Origin of the sequence: Palleronia caenipelagi, assembly GCF_007004065.1 — a bacterium.
Lineage (GTDB): Bacteria > Pseudomonadota > Alphaproteobacteria > Rhodobacterales > Rhodobacteraceae > Palleronia > Palleronia caenipelagi.
The window spans coordinates 155,624-173,323 of sequence record NZ_VFSV01000003.1; the positions used below are offsets into that span (position 1 = coordinate 155,624).

Consider the following 17,700-nt stretch of genomic DNA (forward strand, 5'->3'; position numbering starts at 1 on the left):
GCGAAAGGGGCTCAGGGGCTCATCAGCCGTGACGCTGCATCATCGGTGCGCGCCCAGGCCAGAATACCATCGCGGATCCCGGCGACCGTGCGCGCCCGCGCTTCGGCATCCATCAGGCGAATGCGGTCCTGGGGGTCCGACAGGAAGCCCAGTTCCACCAGCACCGAAGGGATATCCGCCGCCCTGAGGACAGCGAAATCCGCCTGCAATCTCGGACGCTTATGCAGGTTTGCATCGCGACGGTCCAGACTGCGGACGATATGGGCAGCCAGCGCGTCGGAGCGGGGGCGCGTGTCCCGGCGCACCATATCCATGAGGGCGACCGACAGGTCGTCGTCCGCGCCACCGAGATCGACTCCGGCGATCAGATCATCCTGTGACAAACGCTCGGCCAGCTTGCGCGACGCTGCATCCGAAGCGGTCTCGGACAGAGTATACACGGCCGCGCCCGAGGCTGAGCCGGTCGGCAGCGCGTCAGCATGCAGCGAAACGAACAGGTGAGCCCCCGCCGCCCGCGCTATCCCCACCCGAGTGGTCAGCGGCAGGAAAGTATCCTCATCCCGCGTCAGGAGAACATCGATGCCGACTGCTTCCAGCGACGTTTTTAAGTCGCGCGCCGCCATGAGCATGAGGTTGGCTTCGGTCATCCCGCCCGCCTGCGCCCCCGGATCGAATCCCCCATGTCCAGGATCGATCGCCACCAGCAACCGGTCGCGCTCGGGCAGGATCGCCGGCGGCTCAGGGCTTTTGAGCCGGAATACATCATTGGGCGGTGCACCGGCAGTTTCCTCAAAGCGCGCCTCTGTCGTCTTTGCCAACTGGATCTTCAGCATCGCGCCGTCGACTGTGGTCGTGCTGAGCCCAGCGGTTTCAACCTTCATCGGCTCCGCCAGGGTCAGAACCATCCGCGACCATCCGGGCTGGAACCGTCCGACGCGCACCGCTGTCACGGCGTCAGATCGGATCTGCGTTGCCGGGTCGAACGTGCTGAAATCCACTTCGGCAAAATCCAGAACAAGCCGCAAGGGGTCGGTCAGAGTAAACACGCGCCACGGGACAGGGCGCGACACATGCAGCCGCAAATGAAGATCCGACCCAAAATCCTCGATCAGACTGGTCTCGGCCATGAAGGTCGACATCACCGGTTCAGTCGCAGCCCGCACGGGTGCCACCGTCAAGCCAGCGAGGACCAAGCCCAGCGCCGCGGTCCGAAAAATCATAGGGTCTGCCTCTGCACTCTTTGCGGACGGTCTTGTGCCGTCACTTGTGGCGAAGCGTAGCAGGCACGCGGCCTAGCGTGAAGCCGAAACACCTGCTTTTTCACTCCACGCCCGCAGCCGCGACAAGCCCTCCGCGACATCCTCCGTTGACCGCGCATAGGAAAAGCGCAGCATTCCGCCACCCCGCTCCGGGTCGAAATCGAGACCCGGAGTCACCGCCACGCCGGCTTCGTCGAGGATGCGTTGCGACAGGATCAGAGCATCATGACCGAACTGCGTTACATCCGCGTAGACGTAGAACGCCCCGTCCGGCGCGGCAAAGCGCGGAAAGCCCGCGCCGGGCAGCCGGTCGAGCATCATTTGCCGATTTGCCGCGTAGACCGCGAGATTTGCGTCGAGCTCCGCCATGCCCTCAAACGCGGCCAGAGCGGCCACCTGGCTTGCGTGGGACGGGCAGATAAAGAGGTTCTGCGCCAACCGCTCGACCTGCCGGATATGGCTCTCCGGGACCACCATCCAGCCCACACGCCAGCCGGTCATGGAAAAATATTTGGAGAACGAGTTTATAATGAAGACATCGTCGCTCAACTCCAGCGCTGAGACGGCGCGCTGCTCGTATTCTATCCCGTGGTAAATCTCGTCCGAGACCAGCGCGACGTCCGCCTCACTGCAACGAGACACCAACGCCGCCAGCGCGGCGCGGTCCAGCATGGTGCCTGCGGGGTTGCCCGGGCTTGCGACGATCAGCCCGTCGAGATCCCCGCCGATCTGGTCGGGGAGCGGCTGAAATCCGTCTGCCATCGCCGTTTCGATCCCTACAGCGTCGAGGCTCAGGGCTCGGAGGATATGTCTGTAGGAGGGATAGCCCGGAATCCCCATCCCGACCCGGTCGCCCGCGTCAAACAAGGCGGTAAAGGCGAGGATGAAGCCTGCGGAGGCGCCCGAGGTGATGACGACGCGCTCCGGGTTCAGATCGACGCCGTAGCGGTCACGGTAGTGCCGGGCGATGCGCGCGCGTAGCTCGGGCAGACCCAGAGCCACCGTGTAACCCAAAGGGCCCGCCTCCATGGCGCGGGCCAGCGCCTCGCGGGCGGTGCGTGGCGCGGGCGTGCCGGGCTGGCCGACCTCCATATGAATGATGTGCCGCCCGGCCGCCTCGGCCCGACGGGCCCGCTCCATCACATCCATGACGATAAACGGCGCCACCGCCCCGCGCTCTGACAGTTTCATGGGCACTCCCTCTCGATCCGTGGCAGGGCTTGCCCCCGCACCGCGCGCAGGTCAACTCCCTCAAAGCCGGTCACCATCCCGTGAAAGGCGCGGTTGCACGCTCATGGCCCTTGCGCGCCCGTCGCCCTTGGGGGACTGTTGTCGCAACCGAATGGACCACCAACAGGGATCCCCATGAAGACCTTTTTTACTGCCCTTTCCCTCGCCGCTCTGACCACCCTGCCGGCGCTTGCGCAGGACGCCGCGTCCATGAGCGACGCCGAGCGCACCGCGCTGCATGCGGAAATCCGTACCTATCTGCTAGAAAACCCAGAAGTTCTCATGGAGGCTATTGGCGTGCTGGAGCAGCGTCAGGCTGAAGAAAAAGCCGCAGGCGACGCGGCCCTTGTGGCTGACAATATGGACGCGTTGATCAATGACGGCATGTCCTGGGTCGGCGGCAATCCCGAGGGCGACGTGACCGTGGTCGAATTCCTCGACTATCGCTGCGGCTATTGCAAACGCGCGTTTCCGGAGGTCGCCGAGCTGATCGAAAGCGACGGGAATATCCGCTTTATCGTCAAAGAATTCCCGATCCTCGGCGAGCAGTCTCTCATGGCCAGCCGCTACGCCATTGCGACCCACCGGATTGCCGGAGACGAAGCCTATGGCGATGTCCATGACGCACTGATGGCCATGTCCGAAGAGGTTACCGAAGACAGCCTCGCAGAGCTCTCGGAACTGCTTGAGCTCGATCACGAGGCCATCACCGCGGAGATGAGCGCCCCTGAAGTAGATGCGCGGATCGCGGCATCTCATCAACTCGCGGGCAAGATGAGCATTCAGGGCACGCCGTCCTTTGTCATAGGGGATGAGCTGGTGCGCGGCTATGTCCCCCTCGAAGGAATGCGGGAGATCGTGGCCGGCGAACGCGGCTGATCTCCCACAGGTCGCGGCTCAGGAGGCGTCCAGAGCCGCGATGATCCCGCCAAAATCGGCGGCTTTCAGGGACGCGCCGCCGACCAGAGCGCCGTCCACGTTTTCCACCGCAAAGATCTCGGCGGCGTTTCCGGGCTTGACCGAGCCGCCGTAAAGAACGCGCATCCCGTTGCCGACCTCGTCTCCGAAGCGAGCGACCAGACGGGCGCGAATATCGTCATGGACCTCGGTGATTTCTGTGGTCGTGGCGACTTTGCCTGTACCGATAGCCCAGACAGGCTCATAGGCGATCACGACGGTCTCGGCGGTCGCAGCATCCGGAACAGACCCGTCGAGCTGGCTCGCGATGACCTCTAGGGTCCGGCCCGCTTCGCGCTCTTCGAGCGTCTCGCCGACACAGACCACGGCCACAAGACCTTCGGCCAGCGCGGCCTCGGTCTTGGCGCGAACCGCTGCATCGCTTTCCCGATGACCGGCGCGGCGCTCGGAATGGCCGAGGATGACGTGGCTCGCCCCCGCATCGCGCAGCATTGCCGCCGAGGTATCGCCCGTATGCGCCCCGCTCGCCGCCGCGTGGCAGTCCTGTCCGCCGATCTGCAAAGCGCTGCCTTCGGCAACCCGTGCCATACGCTCGATCAGGGTCGCGGGCGGGCAGATCAACAGCTCGGAGCTGGCCGCCCCGTGCGACGCGATCAGCGCCTCGATCTCGCTAAGCTCCGCACCCAGCCCGTTCATTTTCCAGTTGCCAGCGGCAAGTTTGCGTCTGTCGGTCATCCGATCCTCCTGATGTTGCATCTTCCCTAGCCGAGCCGCCCCTGCATCGGAAGGGGTCAGCGCTCGCGCGTCACGTCGTATCCATAGAGCCAGTCGAACCGGCGGGTCAGCGCATCGGGCGAGAGCCGCGACAGCCCCCGCAGTCCCAGATGCGCCACCATCCGGGCCGGGCCGGTCAGATGATAGTTCCGCGCATTGGACCGGGCGGCATCGAGGGCCCGCTGCACGCGAGGCTGCCGCACCGCCTGCCATGCCGGAAGATCGCCCCGCTCGAAGGCAGCCGCAAAGCTCCACGCATCCTCCAGCGCCAGATTGGCCCCCTGCGCGAGGAAGGGCAGCGTAGGATGGGCCGCGTCCCCAAGGATCGCCACATTTTGTCCCGCCCAGACCTGTGCGACAGGATGCAGAAACAGTCCCCAGACGCCCACTTCGCTCACCCGAGCAAGATCCTCCCGGGCGCCGGGCAGATCGGCAAATGTGGCGCGAAAGGTGTCCGGATCCCCCGCATGGTGCCACCCTTCGGCCCGCCAGTGCGCGTCCTCGACCACACCCACCAGGTTGATCCGCCCGTCTCGCAGCGGGTAGCGCACCAGATGCTTGCCAGGCCCCATATCCACCCGCGCCTCAGACGGCATGTCGCCCGTCACCACAGCCCGCCACGCCACCTGACCGGAAAACACCGGGCTGGCTGCGCCGTTCAAAACGGGCCGGGCAATCGAGCGCAGGCCATCCGCGCCCAGCACGAACTCCTGTGCGACACCATCAATTTGCGGCTCCGGGCCATCGGCCACTGCATCGACGTCTTGCCCAAAACGCAGCGTCACGCCTGCGCGCTTCGCCCCGCGCGCCAGAACATCGACCAGATCGAAGCGGTGCAGGAGCAGGTAGGATCGGTCGCCAAGAGGCAGCCGCGCGATAGTCCGGTCGCGCAGACCGTCCACCAGATGAATCGAGCGGTTCCGCACGCCCACCGCGCGGATGTCTTCACCGAGCCCCAGCGCATCCAGCACGGCCAAACCGTTGGGCGAGATCTGCAACCCTGCACCGACCTCAGTCAGCTCCGGCGCACGCTCGAGCACAGTGACCTCAGCGCCCCGCTGCGCCAGTGCCGTGGCCGCGGCGAGCCCGCCGATACCCGCTCCGATCACCGTCACCTTGCGCATGTCCACCCCCGCTTACAAGCCTGTGTCACAAAAAACGCCGAGGATTGCCCCCGGCGTTTTTGTAGATTGTACTAGTGCAGATCATCGCATCAGTCGTCCCGATGGACCTTTTCGCTACGTTCGTGGCGCTCCTGCGCTTCGAGACTCAGTGTGGCAATCGGTCGCGCGTCCAGACGCTTCAGCGAAATCGGCTCCCCCGTCACTTCGCAATAGCCATACTCGCCATTGTCGATGCGACGCAGAGCCTGATCAATCTTCGCCACAAGCTTACGCTGGCGGTCCCGGGTGCGCAGTTCAAGGGCACGGTCAGTCTCTTCGCTGGCGCGGTCGGCGATGTCGGGAATGTTGCGGCTGCTGTCCTGAAGGCCCATGATGGTGCTGCGGCCCTCGTCCAGCAGCTCCTCCCGCCAGGCCTGCAACTTACGCCGGAAATACTCCGTCTGGCGCTCGTTCATGAATGGCTCGTCCTCGGCCGGCCGATAGTCCTCCGGCAGAAAAACTTCAACTTTTACCACATCTCGCTCCCTTATTGCCCGGTGTCGCAACGCAACCTCAGGGGTCTTGGGGGCGCTTTATCTAAAGGCCGGCGGGTTGTCACGTCAGTTCTTTTCCGTGTTGTCGCCATCCCCCTTTTTTTCTACGGTCCCGGCGCCCTGGCCAGAAGGAAATACCCCCATGAATTTCGCATCCACAGACAGTTATATCGCCACAGACGCCTTGGCGCTCGCCGTGAATGCAGCGGTCACGCTGGAGCGGCCCCTTCTCGTTAAAGGCGAGCCAGGCACGGGTAAAACCGAGCTGGCACGGCAGGTTAGCGCATCGATGGGGCTGCGGCTCATTGAATGGCATGTCAAATCCACCACCCGCGCTCAGCAGGGGCTTTACGAATACGACGCGGTGAGCCGCCTGCGCGACAGCCAGCTTGGTGATGAGCGCGTGCATGACGTGGCCAACTACATCCGTAAGGGCAAGCTCTGGGAGGCGTTCGAGGCCGACGAGCGCGTGGTTCTGCTGATCGACGAGGTCGACAAGGCGGATATCGAATTCCCCAACGACCTGTTGCAGGAACTCGACCGCATGGAATTCCATGTCTACGAGACGGGCCAGACCATTCGCGCCCGCCAGCGGCCCATCGTGATTATCACGTCGAATAATGAAAAAGAGCTGCCCGATGCCTTTCTGCGCAGGTGTTTTTTCCATTATATCTCGTTCCCGGACATTGAGACCCTGCGCGCGATCGTCGAGGTCCATCATCCGGGCATCAAGGAGAGCCTGCTGACCGCCGCGCTCACCAGCTTCTACGAGATCCGCGAGCAACCGGGCCTGAAAAAAAAGCCCTCCACCTCCGAGGTTATCGACTGGCTCAAACTCCTGCTGGCAGAAGATCTCAATGCCGAGGACCTGCGCCGGGACGGGGCGAACGCGCTTCCCAAGCTGCATGGTGCGCTCCTGAAAACCGAACAGGACGTGCATCTCTTCGAGCGTCTGGCCTTTATGGCACGGAGCAAGCGGGGCTGAATGTGCGCCCTCCGCGCCACGCACAAGCAACGCTCTGCTGAGTTGTGCTTGGCAATCACGCGCACATGAGGGACGGTCAAATGGATGTTTGTATCGCGCGTATTTCTGACTGGACTGTTCCTCCTGGCCGCCTGTGCCGCACCCGAGGTCCCGCCTCCTGCTGCTCCGGGCCCGGCGCCAAACACCCGTGCATCGGCAGAACCTCTGCCCCCCATGCGACGGTTTCCGGTACGACGTGCCGCCCCGCCTCAGCGGGCCAACGCGGATATGGCCGCGGATTTCCTCGATCTGTTCTTTCAACTCGAATCGGGACGCAACTTGCCCGCCTTCACACGGTTCGAGGGACCGATCTCCGTAAGAGTCGTCGGGCCAACTAGTCCAACCCTTGAACGGGATCTCACCGATTTGTTGACCCGTCTCCGACGCGAAGCAGGGATCAGCATCACCCGTGTGCCTGCCGCGCAGGCCGCCTCCATCACAGTGCAGGTGATCCCCAGCCGTGCGTTGCAAAACGCGGTCCCGCAGGCCGCCTGTTTCGTGGTTCCGCGGGTTCAGAGCTGGACCGAGTTCGAGGCCGCCCGGAGCGGTAACCGGCTCGACTGGGCCACCCTGCCGAGACGTGACCGCGTCACGGTATTCCTGCCCGGCGATGTTGCCCCGCAGGATCAGCGCGATTGCCTGCACGAGGAAATGGCGCAGGCGCTGGGACCGCTGAACGACCTGTTCCGGCTCACCGACTCGGTCTTTAACGACGACAATTTCGTCAACGTTCTCACAGGGTTCGACATGCTGGTCCTGCGCGCAACCTATGCCCCGGAATTGCGATCCGGGATGGGACGCGATGACGTGGCCGCACGCTTGCCTGCGCTCCTGTCGCGGCTCAACCCCGTGGGGGATACCATCCAGTCCAAGCAGCGCGCAGCGACCGACCCTGACTGGATCAACCAGATCCAGCGTGCCCTGAGCTTGTCGGGTCGCCAGTCTCCGCGCGTCCGGGCCGCCCGGCGCGCGATCACCATTGCCCGGCGCAATGGCTGGGCCGACAACCGGCTGGCCTTTTCCCACTTTGCCCTTGGCCGCGTGGTGCTGAACGAAGACCCCGAGGCCGCCTTGGAATCCTTTCTGCGCGCAGGTCGGATCTACGGAGCCGATCCCCTGACCCGACTACATGCCGCCCATGTGGCGCTCCAAATGACCGCGTTTGCACTTTCCGCCGGAGTGCCGGAGGATGCGGTGCGCCTCGTCGATGCGCATGCCCCCGCCGCACGGATGGGTGAAAACGCATCTCTGCTGGCGTCGCTCCTGCTTCTGAAGGCTGAAGCTCTCCGGGAGCTGGGGCGCGACACAGAGGCCCGGACGATCCGCCGCGAAGCGCTCGGCTATGCCCGCTATGGCTTCGGCGATGCGGACATTGTAAGGCGTCACGCCGAAGAGATCGCCACGATCCCGCCCAGCTGACCAAGGAACCAACCCCATGATCGTCATTGCCGGCCTCATTCTCGGCGCCATTTTTGGCTTTCGCCTCGCCAGCCGCCACGGGGGCAAGCCCGCCGACAAGGCGCAATACGCCATCGCCTGCGCCATTGCCGGATCGCTGATCGGGCTGGTGCTCACGATCGTGGTTGAGCGGCTCGTCGCCTGATGTTCCTGCCGTTCTTCGAACAGTTGCGCCAGCACCGGGTGCCGACCTCGCTCAGGGAGTTCCTCGACTTCCTCGGCGGGCTTCAGGCCGGGCTGGTGCGCTACGATGTGGACGGCTTTTACCATTTCGCCCGCGCCGCGCTGGTCAAGGATGAACGCCATTTTGACCGCTTCGATCAGGCCTTTGCTGCCAGCTTCAACGGGATCGAGGCGATTTCGGTGGAGGCCGTCGTCGAGGCGATGGATCTGCCCGAGGACTGGCTGCGCAAGATGGCGGAGAAGCACCTCTCCCCGGAGGAGCGTGCCGAGATCGAAGCGCTGGGCGGCTTTGAAAAGCTCATGGAGACTCTGCGCGAACGCCTGAAGGAGCAGCAAGGTCGCCATCAGGGCGGGAATAAATGGATCGGCACGGCCGGGACGTCACCCTTTGGCGCCTATGGTTATAACCCCGAAGGCGTGCGGATTGGCCAGCACGAGAGCCGCCACCGCCGCGCGGTCAAAGTCTGGGACAAACGCGAGTTCCGCAATTTCGATGATGACCGGGAGATCGGCACCCGCAACATCAAGGTCGCCCTGAAACGCCTGCGGCGCTGGGCCCGGGATGGGGCGGTCGAAGAGCTGGACCTGCCGGAAACGATCCGTTCCACCGCCAATCAGGGTTATCTCGACGTCAAAACCCGGCCCGAGCGGCGCAACGCTGCGCGGGTACTGCTGTTCCTTGATGTGGGCGGTTCAATGGATGACCACGTCAAGGTCGTCTCGGAACTGTTTTCTGCCGCGCGGTCAGAATTCCGCCATCTGGAGTTCTACTATTTTCACAACTGCCTCTACGAGGGTGTCTGGCGCGACAATGCGCGACGATGGACCGAGCAGATCCCGACCATGGATGTGCTGCACACCTATGGTCCGGAATGGCGCTGTATTTTCGTCGGCGATGCGGCCATGAGTCCCTATGAAATTGCCATGCCCGGTGGGGCAAATGAGCACTGGAACCCGGAGGCTGGCCATGTCTGGCTGGAGCGCGCACGAGACCAGTGGCCCGCGCATCTCTGGATCAACCCGGTGCCGCAGCAATACTGGAGCTATACCCAGTCTACCCAGATGATCCGCGAGATTTTTGGCCCCGAGCGCATGGTGCCCATGACCCTCGAAGGTCTCACGCAAGGCATGAAGCTGCTGGTCTGACGTGGTCGCAACAATGTGGCCCAACGGGTTTGACCTCAGAGCATCTGTCTCTAACTGTTCACAAAACGACACGCATCCCGCGGTCGTCAGGCAAAGGAGGCATCATGCCCGCACATAAAGGCTCCGCTCACTGGGAAGGCGATCTTCAGACCGGCAAAGGCACAGTCTCGACGGAAACCGGCGTTCTGAAGGATCAGCCCTATAATTTCAAAGCCCGGTTCGAGGATGGTGCCGAGACCACCCCCGAAGAGCTGATCGCCGCCGCTCATGCGTCGTGCTTTTCCATGGCTCTTTCGATGATTCTCGGAGAACACGGTCTGACAGCCGACAGCATCGACACGAAGGCATCCGCAAAACTGCAACAGGTTGAGGGTGGCTTTGCCATCACGACGATCCATCTGGACGTCACCGCTTCGATTCCCGGCGCGGATGCGGAAACCTTTGCCACCGCAGCCAACGCTGCCAAGGAAGGCTGCCCGATTTCCAAAGTGCTTGCAGGCGCAGAAATCACCATGGACGCGCGTCTCGCCTGATCCGGCAAAGCGCACAGAAACATCAAGAGCGCTCCTCTCGCAGGGGCGCTCTTTTCCTGAGGCTCAGTCCGGGTTTACGTTTCCCGTCGCCTCAACCAGCGCCAACACCTCCGGTCCCACAGCGTTAACAATCAGCTCCACCCCGACCGCGCTGGGATGAATTCCGTCCGGCTGCACATAATCGCGTAAGCTGTCGTCGGTCGCGCCAGCGTCCCGCAAGGCCCCGAGGAAATCGGTCACCAGAGGCACTCCCCACTTCTCCGCCAGATCGGGATACATCCTGTCAAACCGGACTTTATAATCCGCGCCGTAATTCCCCGGCGCGCTCATGCCGATCAGCAGGACCGCAACGCCCTCGGCATCTGCCGTCGCGAGGATGCCATCGAGATTGGCGCGTGCGACGTCCGGATCGATCCCGCGCAAAAGGTCGTTACCACCCAGCGCCACGAGCATCACGTCTGTGCCTGGCGTCAGACTCCAGGCCACGCGGCTTAGCCCGCCCGCGGTTGTGTCTCCCGACACACCGCCATTGGTCAGTGAGACCTCGGCGCCCTGCGCGGTGAGCCACTCCTCCAGTTGCGGGACAAAGCCCTGATCCGGCGGCAAGCCGTAGCCTTGAGTCAGCGAGTCCCCCAGCGCCAGCACCGACACCTCGGCGGCGGCAGGAAAGGTCAGGCAGATTATCGCCGCGACCTTGAGCCATACGCTTTGGACCCCATATGCCCGGAAGCAGAAAGGAAACTTCATGGACCACCCCATTCTCTCGTTGCGTCACGTTGGCCTGACACTCGAGGGTAACGCCGGACCTGTCACTATACTTCGGGACATTTCCCTGAATGTGAAGAGGGGTGAGACAGTTGGTTTGATCGGGCCGTCCGGCTCGGGCAAATCCTCGGCTCTCATGGTCATGGGCGGGCTGGAGCGTGCTAGCAGTGGTACAATCACCGCGATGGACCACGACCTGACCGCCATGGGAGAGGATGCACTGGCGCGGTTTCGACGCGATCATGTGGGCGTGGTGTTTCAGTCGTTTCACCTGATCCCCACCCTCACGGCGCTGGAGAACGTCGCAACCCCTTTGGAACTGGCCGGGCACAAGGACGCCTTCGATCGGGCCGAAGCGGAGCTGGAGCGCGTGGGTCTCAGCCACCGGCTCCACCATGCGCCCTCGGAACTGTCAGGCGGAGAGCAGCAGCGGGTTGCACTGGCCCGCGCCGCCGCGCCACGCCCCGACATTCTGCTGGCCGATGAGCCCACAGGCAATCTCGACGGCCCCACGGGCGAAGTCATCATGGATCTGCTGTTTGACCTGAACACCCGGCACGGCGCGACGCTGATCCTCGTGACCCACGCCCCTGAACTGGCGGCGCGTTGCGGGCGGGTGGTGCGGCTACAAGACGGCCGGATCGCCAACGACGCGGAGCGTGCGGCGTGAGTCCTGCCCTCCGGATCGCTGCCAGAGAACTGCGCGCGGGACTCAGGGGCGGCCTGCGCGGGCTGAGGGTCTTCGTCGCCTGCCTGACGCTGGGCATCGCCGCCATCGCCGCTGTCGGCTCCGTGCGCGAGGCCATCCAGACCGGCCTCGGACGCGAAGGCGCGACCCTGCTCGGTGGGGACGCCATGGTGGAGTTCACCTATCGCTTCGCCAGCGACGACGAACGCGCCGCCCTCAAAACTCTGGGCGACGTGGCCGAGATCGTGTCCTTTCGCTCAATGGCCGTTGTAAACGGACCCGACGGCCCGGAGCGCGCGCTGACTCAGGTCAAGGCCGTGGACAGCGCCTACCCTCTCTATGGTTCGCTGCGCCTTGACCCGGACGTGCCCCTCACCGATTTGCGCGGCGGCGATCTCCCCGGTGCGGCTATGGATCCGGTACTGGCAGACCGGCTCGGCCTCGACTTGGGCGATCTCTTTCGCGTCGGCGACCGCGACTACCGCCTCGCTGCTCGGATTCTTGCAGAGCCGGACGATGCGGGCGGCGGGTTCGAGCTGGGGCCGCGCACGCTGCTCTTTACCGAGGATCTCGAAGGCACGGGCCTGTTACAACCCGGGACGCTTTATGAAACTGAATACCGGCTGAGACTGCCAGACGGCGCGGATCTCGACACTGCCCGCGCGGCGCTGGAAACAGCGCTCCCCGACAGCGCCTATCGCTGGCGCGACCGCCGGAACGGAGCTCCGGGCATTGCCCGCATGGTGGAACGGCTGTCGAGCTTCCTCGTCCTCGTTGGTCTGGCCGGTCTAACCGTGGGCGGGATCGGGGTCGCCTCGGCGGTACGCGCCTATATGGTGACAAAGACCGCCACCATCGCCACACTGAAGACCCTCGGGGCCGAATCGCGGGTAATCTTTGTCAACTTCGCTGCACAGATCGCCGCAGTCACTGCCATGTCGGTGGTGCTGGGCCTCGCCATCGGCGCCGCTTTGCCCCTTGCCTTTGGCGGGCTTATCGAGAGCCGCCTGCCCGTGCCAGTGGCTATTTCCGTCTATCCCCGTCCCCTCGCTGAGGCCGCGCTCTATGGGATCCTGATCGCCGCGCTCTTTTCGCTCTGGCCGCTGGCACTGGCCCGCGACATCCGTGCGGCGACGCTGTTCCGAGACACGGGCGGGCTGCCTCGCGGCTGGCCTCGCCCCGTCTATCTCGCCTCCACAGTTGCTCTGCTCGCACTCTTGGTCGGCGCGGCGGCGGTACTGTCGGGGATGGAGCGACTGACGCTGGTCACGGCCGCCGGACTCGTCCTCGCCTTTGGCGCCCTCTGGCTCACCGCCCGCGCGATCAGCCACGTGGCCGCGCGGATGGCCCGGTACAAGGCCCTGCGCGGGCGCACCGCCCTCCGCCTCGCGCTCGCCTCCATGGGTGGTCGCTGCGGCGAAGCCGGGGCGGTGGTACTATCCTTGGGACTTGGCCTGACTGTTCTGGCTGCCGTGGGGCAGATCGACGCCAACCTGCGCAGCGCCATCACACGGGATCTGCCTGAGGTGGCGCCCGCCTATTTCATCGTCGATATCCAGCCCGACCAGATCGACCCCTATGGCGAAATCCTCGCAGGCGATCCGGGCGTAACAAAAGTCGAAAGCGCGCCAATGCTGCGGGGCATCCTGACCGAGATCAACGGCGAGGATGCCGAAAGCGTGGCGGGACCTCACTGGGTGTTGCGTGGTGATCGGGGCGTGACCTATGCCGACCGCCCGCCCGAGGGGACGAAGCTAACGGCGGGCACATGGTGGAACGCGGACCATGACGGCGCGAACGAGGTGAGCTTTGCCGCCGAAGAGGGCGCTGAGCTCGGCCTGAAACTCGGCGACCGGCTCACCGTGAATATCCTTGGCCGGGATATCGAGGCCGATATCACCTCGTTCCGCGAAGTGGATTTCTCCACCGCAGGGATCGGCTTCGTCATGGCCATGAGCCCCAACGCCCTGCGCGGCGCACCCCATACGTGGATCTCCACGGTCTATGCCGAACCCGAAGCGGAGGCGCGGATTTTGCGCGAAGTGGCCAGCGCCTTTCCCAACGTGACGGCGATTCGGGTGGGCGATGCGATCGACCGGGTGTCGGAGCTGTTGCGCGGAATCGCGGCAGCGGTGACCTACGGGGCGGCGGCGGCGCTGGTCACGGGGGGCGTCGTGCTGATCGGTGCGGCGGCGTCGGGCACACCGGCGCGGGTCTACGAAGCGTCTGTGATGAAAACGGTGGGCGCGACTCGGCAAACCATGCTCATCAGTTTCGCCCTGCGCTGGATCCTGCTGGGGCTCGGCGCAGGGATCATAGCGTTGGTGGCGGGCATTCTGGCGGGCTGGGGGGTGTCACGGTTTGTCATGGACACGGACTTTACCCCCGCCCTTGGCGCAGCGCTCGCGGTTATTGCCACGGGGATCGCCCTGACCCTCGGAGCGGGGCTGGCCTTTGCCTGGACGCCCCTGGCCGCGCGCCCGGCGCGTGTTCTGCGCGCGCGGGAATAAGGCTCAGCCGCGTGCCGCGTCCATCACCCGGCGCATCTCGGCCATGGCGTCGGGCAACCCGCGAAAGATCGCCTCGCCGATCAGGAAATGCCCGATATTCAGCTCGACTACCTGCGGGATCTCGGCGATAGGCGGGACAGTGTCATAGTTCAGGCCATGGCCCGCATGGACCTCAAGCCCAAGATCCTGCGCCAAGGCAGCCATCTTCCGGATGCGCTCCAACTCGGCGGTGGCGTCCTCTGCCCGTCCTTCAGCTGTGAAATCGCAATAGGCACCCGTGTGCAATTCCACCACCTGGGCCCCGATCCGCGCCGCGGCCCGGATCTGCACTTCGTCAGCGGCCACGAAGAGCGACACACGGCAGCCCGCCTCTCGCAGCGGCGCGATAAAGGCAGCCAGCCGGTTGTCATCTGCAGCAACTTCCAGACCACCCTCGGTCGTCCGCTCTTCACGCCGCTCAGGCACGATACAGACCGCGTGGGGTTTGTGGCGCAGAGCGATGGCCTGCATCTCTTCGGTCGCGGCCATCTCGAAATTCAGGGGCAGGGTCAGCGCCCCCATCAACGCCTCGATATCGGCATCGGAGATATGGCGGCGGTCTTCGCGCAGGTGGGCGGTGATGCCATCGGCCCCGGCCTGCTCCGCCATGAGCGCCGCACGCAACGGATCCGGTGTCGCACCCCCACGGGCGTTCCGCACGGTCGCCACGTGGTCGATGTTCAAACCAAGGCGCAGTCTGTCCGTCATCTCACGATTCCCCCTCTTTGGGCTGCCGACGCGCGCGTCGTCTGGCTCGCCGAGCCGCCAGACGCTTGCGCCGTGCGGCTTGATAGGCCTTTATCAAAGGCTGCGACAAGAGATATGCGAGGGTCGCGGCAATCAGTCCGGGGATCAGCCCGCCAACGAGATAGGGCAGGAAAACCAGCTCCAGAAAGGCATTGGTGTCGGACCAGACCATCGGGTCAGGACCGATCAGCGCACCCGCATTCGTCCAAAGCTCGCCCCAGACAAGGCTGAATGCCTCGAACACTTCGCTGAGCGCGAGTGCGTCGGGATTACCGAGGATCCGATTGCCGAACTCGATGGAGATACCTGCAATGATCGGCAAAGTGATTGGGTTGCCGAACATGGTCGCCAGCAGCGCAGCGAGGATGTTGCCCCCGACGGCCCAAGCCAGCGCCATTGCGACAAATATGTGCAGCCCGAAGAACGGCGTGAAACAGGCGAAGATGCCACAGGCAATGCCCCGGGCGATCTTGTGCGCCGAATCGGGTAAACGCCGGATGCGAAAAGCCATGTAGCGGAGCGCCCGGATCCATCCGCCCCTTGGCCAGACGGCCCGCGCCAGAGAATCGGCTTTGTTGCGGGGAGGTCGGCGCTTGAACATCGGTGTCTGGCCCCTCGCGGACGTCAGTCCTGCTTTGAGAGGTTTCGCACGCGCTCAATCATTGCCACGTCCGGCTCTGCTTCGAGTGCCATGACAACCGCATGCAGATGCTCAACACTGCGCAGTTCCAGATCGATCTTCAGCCGGTAAAAATCCGGACGGCGCTCGACAAATTGCAGGTCTGAGATGTTCGCGTGCTGGCTGCCGATAATCGTACAAACCCTGCCAAGAACCCCGGCATCATTGCTGATCGTCAGCTCAAACGGCACGTCATGGACCGCCGGATGGGTGCCGCTATGCCAGGCCACATCGATCCAGCGATCCGGCGAATTCTCCAGATCCGCCAGCGTTTCGCAGTCGATGGCATGCACCCGCACGCCCTCGCCACGATAGGAGATCCCAACGATTCGCTCGCCCGGCAGCGGCTTGCAACAGGGCGCGCGTTGAAAGGCCTGATCGGGCTCAAGTCCCACCACTGCACGGGCGGCATCGATCTCGTCACCCGCCTCGATGGTGATGCCGGGATAAAGCGCTTCGATCACGTCGCCGGTGGCCAGTTCCGCAGAACCGATCCGGGCCAGAAGTTCGTCCCCGCTCTCGATCTCCAGCTCCCGCGCGGCGGTCAGCAACGCCTTGTCACTCATCTTCTTATCGATGTGCTCGAAGGCCACGCGCAACAGTTCCGTACCCAGCCGGATAAAGCGACGGCGGTCCGCCGCCTTCAGCGATTTTCGGATCGCCGATTTCGCCCGCCCTGTGGCCACAAGATCGAGCCAGCCGGCCTGCGGACGCTGGCCCTCGGCGGTTTGGATGTCCACCGTTTCGCCATTGCGGAGCCGGTGCCAGAGCGGGACGCGAATGCCGTCCACCTTGGCGCCCACCGCACGGGCTCCGACGCGGGTGTGGATTGCATAGGCAAAATCGAGCGGCGTCGCACCTTTGGGCAGCGGAATCACCTTCCCCTTGGGCGTGAAGCAGAAGACCTTGTCCTGATACATTTCGAGCTTCACCGCTTCGAGAAACTCGTCGTGGTCGTCGGCACTCTCGAATTGTTCGGTCAGCTGCGACACCCACGTCACCGGATCCACGGCAAAGGGGTTCTGGGTGATCACTCCATCGCGGTAGGACCAGTGCGCGGCCACGCCGGTTTCCGCGACCTCGTGCATGGACCGCGTGCGGATCTGTACCTCGACCTGCTTGCCGTCGCGGCCTGAGACCGTCGTGTGCAAGGATCGATAGCCATTGGATTTAGGCTGACTGATGTAATCCTTGAAGCGTCCGGGCACGGCGGTCCAGCGATGGTGGATCGCGCCAAGAACCTGATAACAGGTCTTCGTTTGTTCAACGATCACACGGAATCCGTAAATGTCACTGAGGCGGGAAAAGCCGATATGCTTTTCTTCCATCTTGCGCCAGATGGAGAACGGTCGCTTGGCCCGGCCATAAACCTGCCCGCGGATACCCGCCTTCCTCAACTCCAACTCGATATCGGCGGTGATCTTGTCGACCACGTCACCCGTATCCTGCTGCATCTTGGCAAAGCGGCGGATGATCGACCGGCGGGCTTCGGGATTCAGCACCCCGAATGCGAGGTCCTCAAGTTCCTCGCGCATCCACTGCATCCCCATGCGACCGGCCAGCGGCGCATAGATATCCATGGTCTCGCGCGCCTTCTGCACCTGCTTTTCCGTGCGCATGTGCTTGATCGTACGCATGTTGTGGAGGCGGTCAGCGAGCTTGACAAGAATCACCCGCACGTCCCGGCTCATGGCCATAAAGAGCTTGCGGAAATTCTCGGCCTGCTTGGTCTCGGTGGAAGAAAGCTGGAGCTTGGTCAGTTTGGTGACGCCGTCCACAAGGTTCGCGATCTTCCGACCGAACAGCTCCGACACTTCCTTATAGGTGGAGTCCGTGTCTTCGACCGTATCATGGAGCAGAGCGGTGATGATCGTCGAATCGTCGAGCCGCTTTTCTGTCAGAATCATCGCCACCGCAACGGGGTGGGTGAAATAAGGCTCCCCGGAATGGCGGGTCTGGCCGCTGTGCTTCTCGTCCGCGTAGGCATAGGCCCGTCGGATGAGATCAACATTGGAGCGCGGGTTGTAAGAAAGGACCTGCGAAACCAGTGTTTCGCAGGCGTCTGACATCTTCAGCCCCGCATCATCCAT

17 protein-coding genes are annotated in these 17,700 nt (G+C 63.9%); 8 read left to right on the top strand and 9 right to left on the bottom strand.

Annotation, left to right across the window (positions count from 1 at the left end; translation table 11 throughout):
- Window positions 1-11: 11 nt before the first annotated feature.
- Together FEV53_RS02715 and FEV53_RS02720 are read right to left on the bottom strand one after the other, a co-directional pair.
- Entirely contained in the window at window positions 12-1,220 is a 1,209-nt protein-coding gene (locus FEV53_RS02715) for an N-acetylmuramoyl-L-alanine amidase (protein ID WP_142833284.1), read from the bottom strand.
- 72 nt (window positions 1,221-1,292) lie between these two features.
- Window positions 1,293-2,450: a pyridoxal phosphate-dependent aminotransferase gene (locus FEV53_RS02720; RefSeq protein WP_142833285.1), complete on the bottom strand. Its 1,158-nt coding sequence runs from the start codon at window positions 2,448-2,450 to the stop codon at window positions 1,293-1,295.
- 174 nt (window positions 2,451-2,624) lie between these two features.
- Between FEV53_RS02720 and FEV53_RS02725 the strand changes: the two genes are divergently transcribed.
- On the top strand, window positions 2,625-3,368 hold the full coding sequence (locus FEV53_RS02725) for a DsbA family protein (RefSeq protein WP_142833286.1): 744 nt from the start codon (window positions 2,625-2,627) through the stop codon (window positions 3,366-3,368).
- A gap of 18 nt (window positions 3,369-3,386) precedes the next feature.
- Here FEV53_RS02725 and tpiA read toward each other — a convergent pair whose 3' ends face one another.
- The 3 genes from tpiA to dksA form a co-directional block, all read right to left on the bottom strand.
- The gene (tpiA, locus tag FEV53_RS02730) at window positions 3,387-4,142 is read right to left on the bottom strand and encodes a triose-phosphate isomerase (protein ID WP_142833287.1); all 756 of its coding nucleotides are present in this window, start codon (window positions 4,140-4,142) and stop codon (window positions 3,387-3,389) included.
- A 56-nt stretch (window positions 4,143-4,198) separates the two neighbouring features.
- Window positions 4,199-5,305 (bottom strand): FAD-dependent oxidoreductase, encoded by a 1,107-nt coding sequence (locus FEV53_RS02735; RefSeq protein ID WP_142833288.1) that lies wholly within the window; start codon window positions 5,303-5,305, stop codon window positions 4,199-4,201.
- Between the two features lie 89 nt (window positions 5,306-5,394).
- Window positions 5,395-5,760: an RNA polymerase-binding protein DksA gene (dksA, locus tag FEV53_RS02740; RefSeq protein ID WP_142833289.1), complete on the bottom strand. Its 366-nt coding sequence runs from the start codon at window positions 5,758-5,760 to the stop codon at window positions 5,395-5,397.
- Window positions 5,761-5,980: 220 nt separating this feature from the next.
- On the opposite strand from dksA, the gene FEV53_RS02745 reads away from it, so the two are divergent.
- The 5 genes from FEV53_RS02745 to FEV53_RS02760 all read left to right on the top strand — a co-directional run bounded on the left by FEV53_RS02745 (window position 5,981) and on the right by FEV53_RS02760 (window position 10,182).
- Window positions 5,981-6,823: an AAA family ATPase gene (locus tag FEV53_RS02745; RefSeq protein ID WP_142833290.1), complete on the top strand. Its 843-nt coding sequence runs from the start codon at window positions 5,981-5,983 to the stop codon at window positions 6,821-6,823.
- A gap of 213 nt (window positions 6,824-7,036) precedes the next feature.
- Window positions 7,037-8,281: a DUF2927 domain-containing protein gene (locus tag FEV53_RS02750; protein ID WP_425465466.1), complete on the top strand. Its 1,245-nt coding sequence runs from the start codon at window positions 7,037-7,039 to the stop codon at window positions 8,279-8,281.
- Window positions 8,282-8,297: 16 nt separating this feature from the next.
- Window positions 8,298-8,465 carry a hypothetical protein gene (locus tag FEV53_RS20750; protein ID WP_185962072.1) on the top strand — a complete coding sequence of 56 codons (168 nt, stop codon included), beginning with the start codon at window positions 8,298-8,300 and terminating at the stop codon, window positions 8,463-8,465.
- Window positions 8,465-9,649, top strand: coding sequence for a vWA domain-containing protein (locus tag FEV53_RS02755; protein WP_142833292.1), 1,185 nt, complete (start codon window positions 8,465-8,467; stop codon window positions 9,647-9,649). The genes FEV53_RS20750 and FEV53_RS02755 overlap by 1 nt, the downstream gene beginning before the upstream one ends.
- A 104-nt stretch (window positions 9,650-9,753) precedes the next feature.
- Window positions 9,754-10,182 (top strand): OsmC family protein, encoded by a 429-nt coding sequence (locus FEV53_RS02760; RefSeq protein WP_142833293.1) that lies wholly within the window; start codon window positions 9,754-9,756, stop codon window positions 10,180-10,182.
- Between the two features lie 63 nt (window positions 10,183-10,245).
- On the opposite strand, the gene FEV53_RS02765 is transcribed toward FEV53_RS02760, so the two are convergent.
- Complete coding sequence (locus FEV53_RS02765; protein ID WP_246100710.1) at window positions 10,246-10,929, bottom strand: arylesterase; 684 nt, start codon at window positions 10,927-10,929, stop codon at window positions 10,246-10,248.
- On the opposite strand from FEV53_RS02765, the gene FEV53_RS02770 reads away from it, so the two are divergent.
- Complete coding sequence (locus FEV53_RS02770) at window positions 10,928-11,617, top strand: ABC transporter ATP-binding protein (RefSeq protein ID WP_142833295.1); 690 nt, start codon at window positions 10,928-10,930, stop codon at window positions 11,615-11,617. The genes FEV53_RS02765 and FEV53_RS02770 overlap by 2 nt on opposite strands.
- Window positions 11,614-14,145, top strand: coding sequence for an ABC transporter permease (locus FEV53_RS02775; protein ID WP_142833296.1), 2,532 nt, complete (start codon window positions 11,614-11,616; stop codon window positions 14,143-14,145). Before FEV53_RS02770 ends, FEV53_RS02775 begins: the two co-directional genes overlap by 4 nt.
- A 3-nt stretch (window positions 14,146-14,148) precedes the next feature.
- On the opposite strand, the gene FEV53_RS02780 is transcribed toward FEV53_RS02775, so the two are convergent.
- Genes FEV53_RS02780 through FEV53_RS02790 form a run of 3 tightly spaced genes read right to left on the bottom strand, consistent with a single transcriptional unit; the run spans window position 14,149 to window position 17,700 of the window.
- Window positions 14,149-14,892, bottom strand: coding sequence for a pyridoxine 5'-phosphate synthase (locus FEV53_RS02780; RefSeq protein WP_142833297.1), 744 nt, complete (start codon window positions 14,890-14,892; stop codon window positions 14,149-14,151).
- Window position 14,893: 1 nt separating this feature from the next.
- Complete coding sequence (locus FEV53_RS02785; RefSeq protein WP_142833298.1) at window positions 14,894-15,532, bottom strand: DUF2062 domain-containing protein; 639 nt, start codon at window positions 15,530-15,532, stop codon at window positions 14,894-14,896.
- Between the two features lie 23 nt (window positions 15,533-15,555).
- Window positions 15,556-17,700: a RelA/SpoT family protein gene (locus FEV53_RS02790; RefSeq protein WP_425465467.1), complete on the bottom strand. Its 2,145-nt coding sequence runs from the start codon at window positions 17,698-17,700 to the stop codon at window positions 15,556-15,558.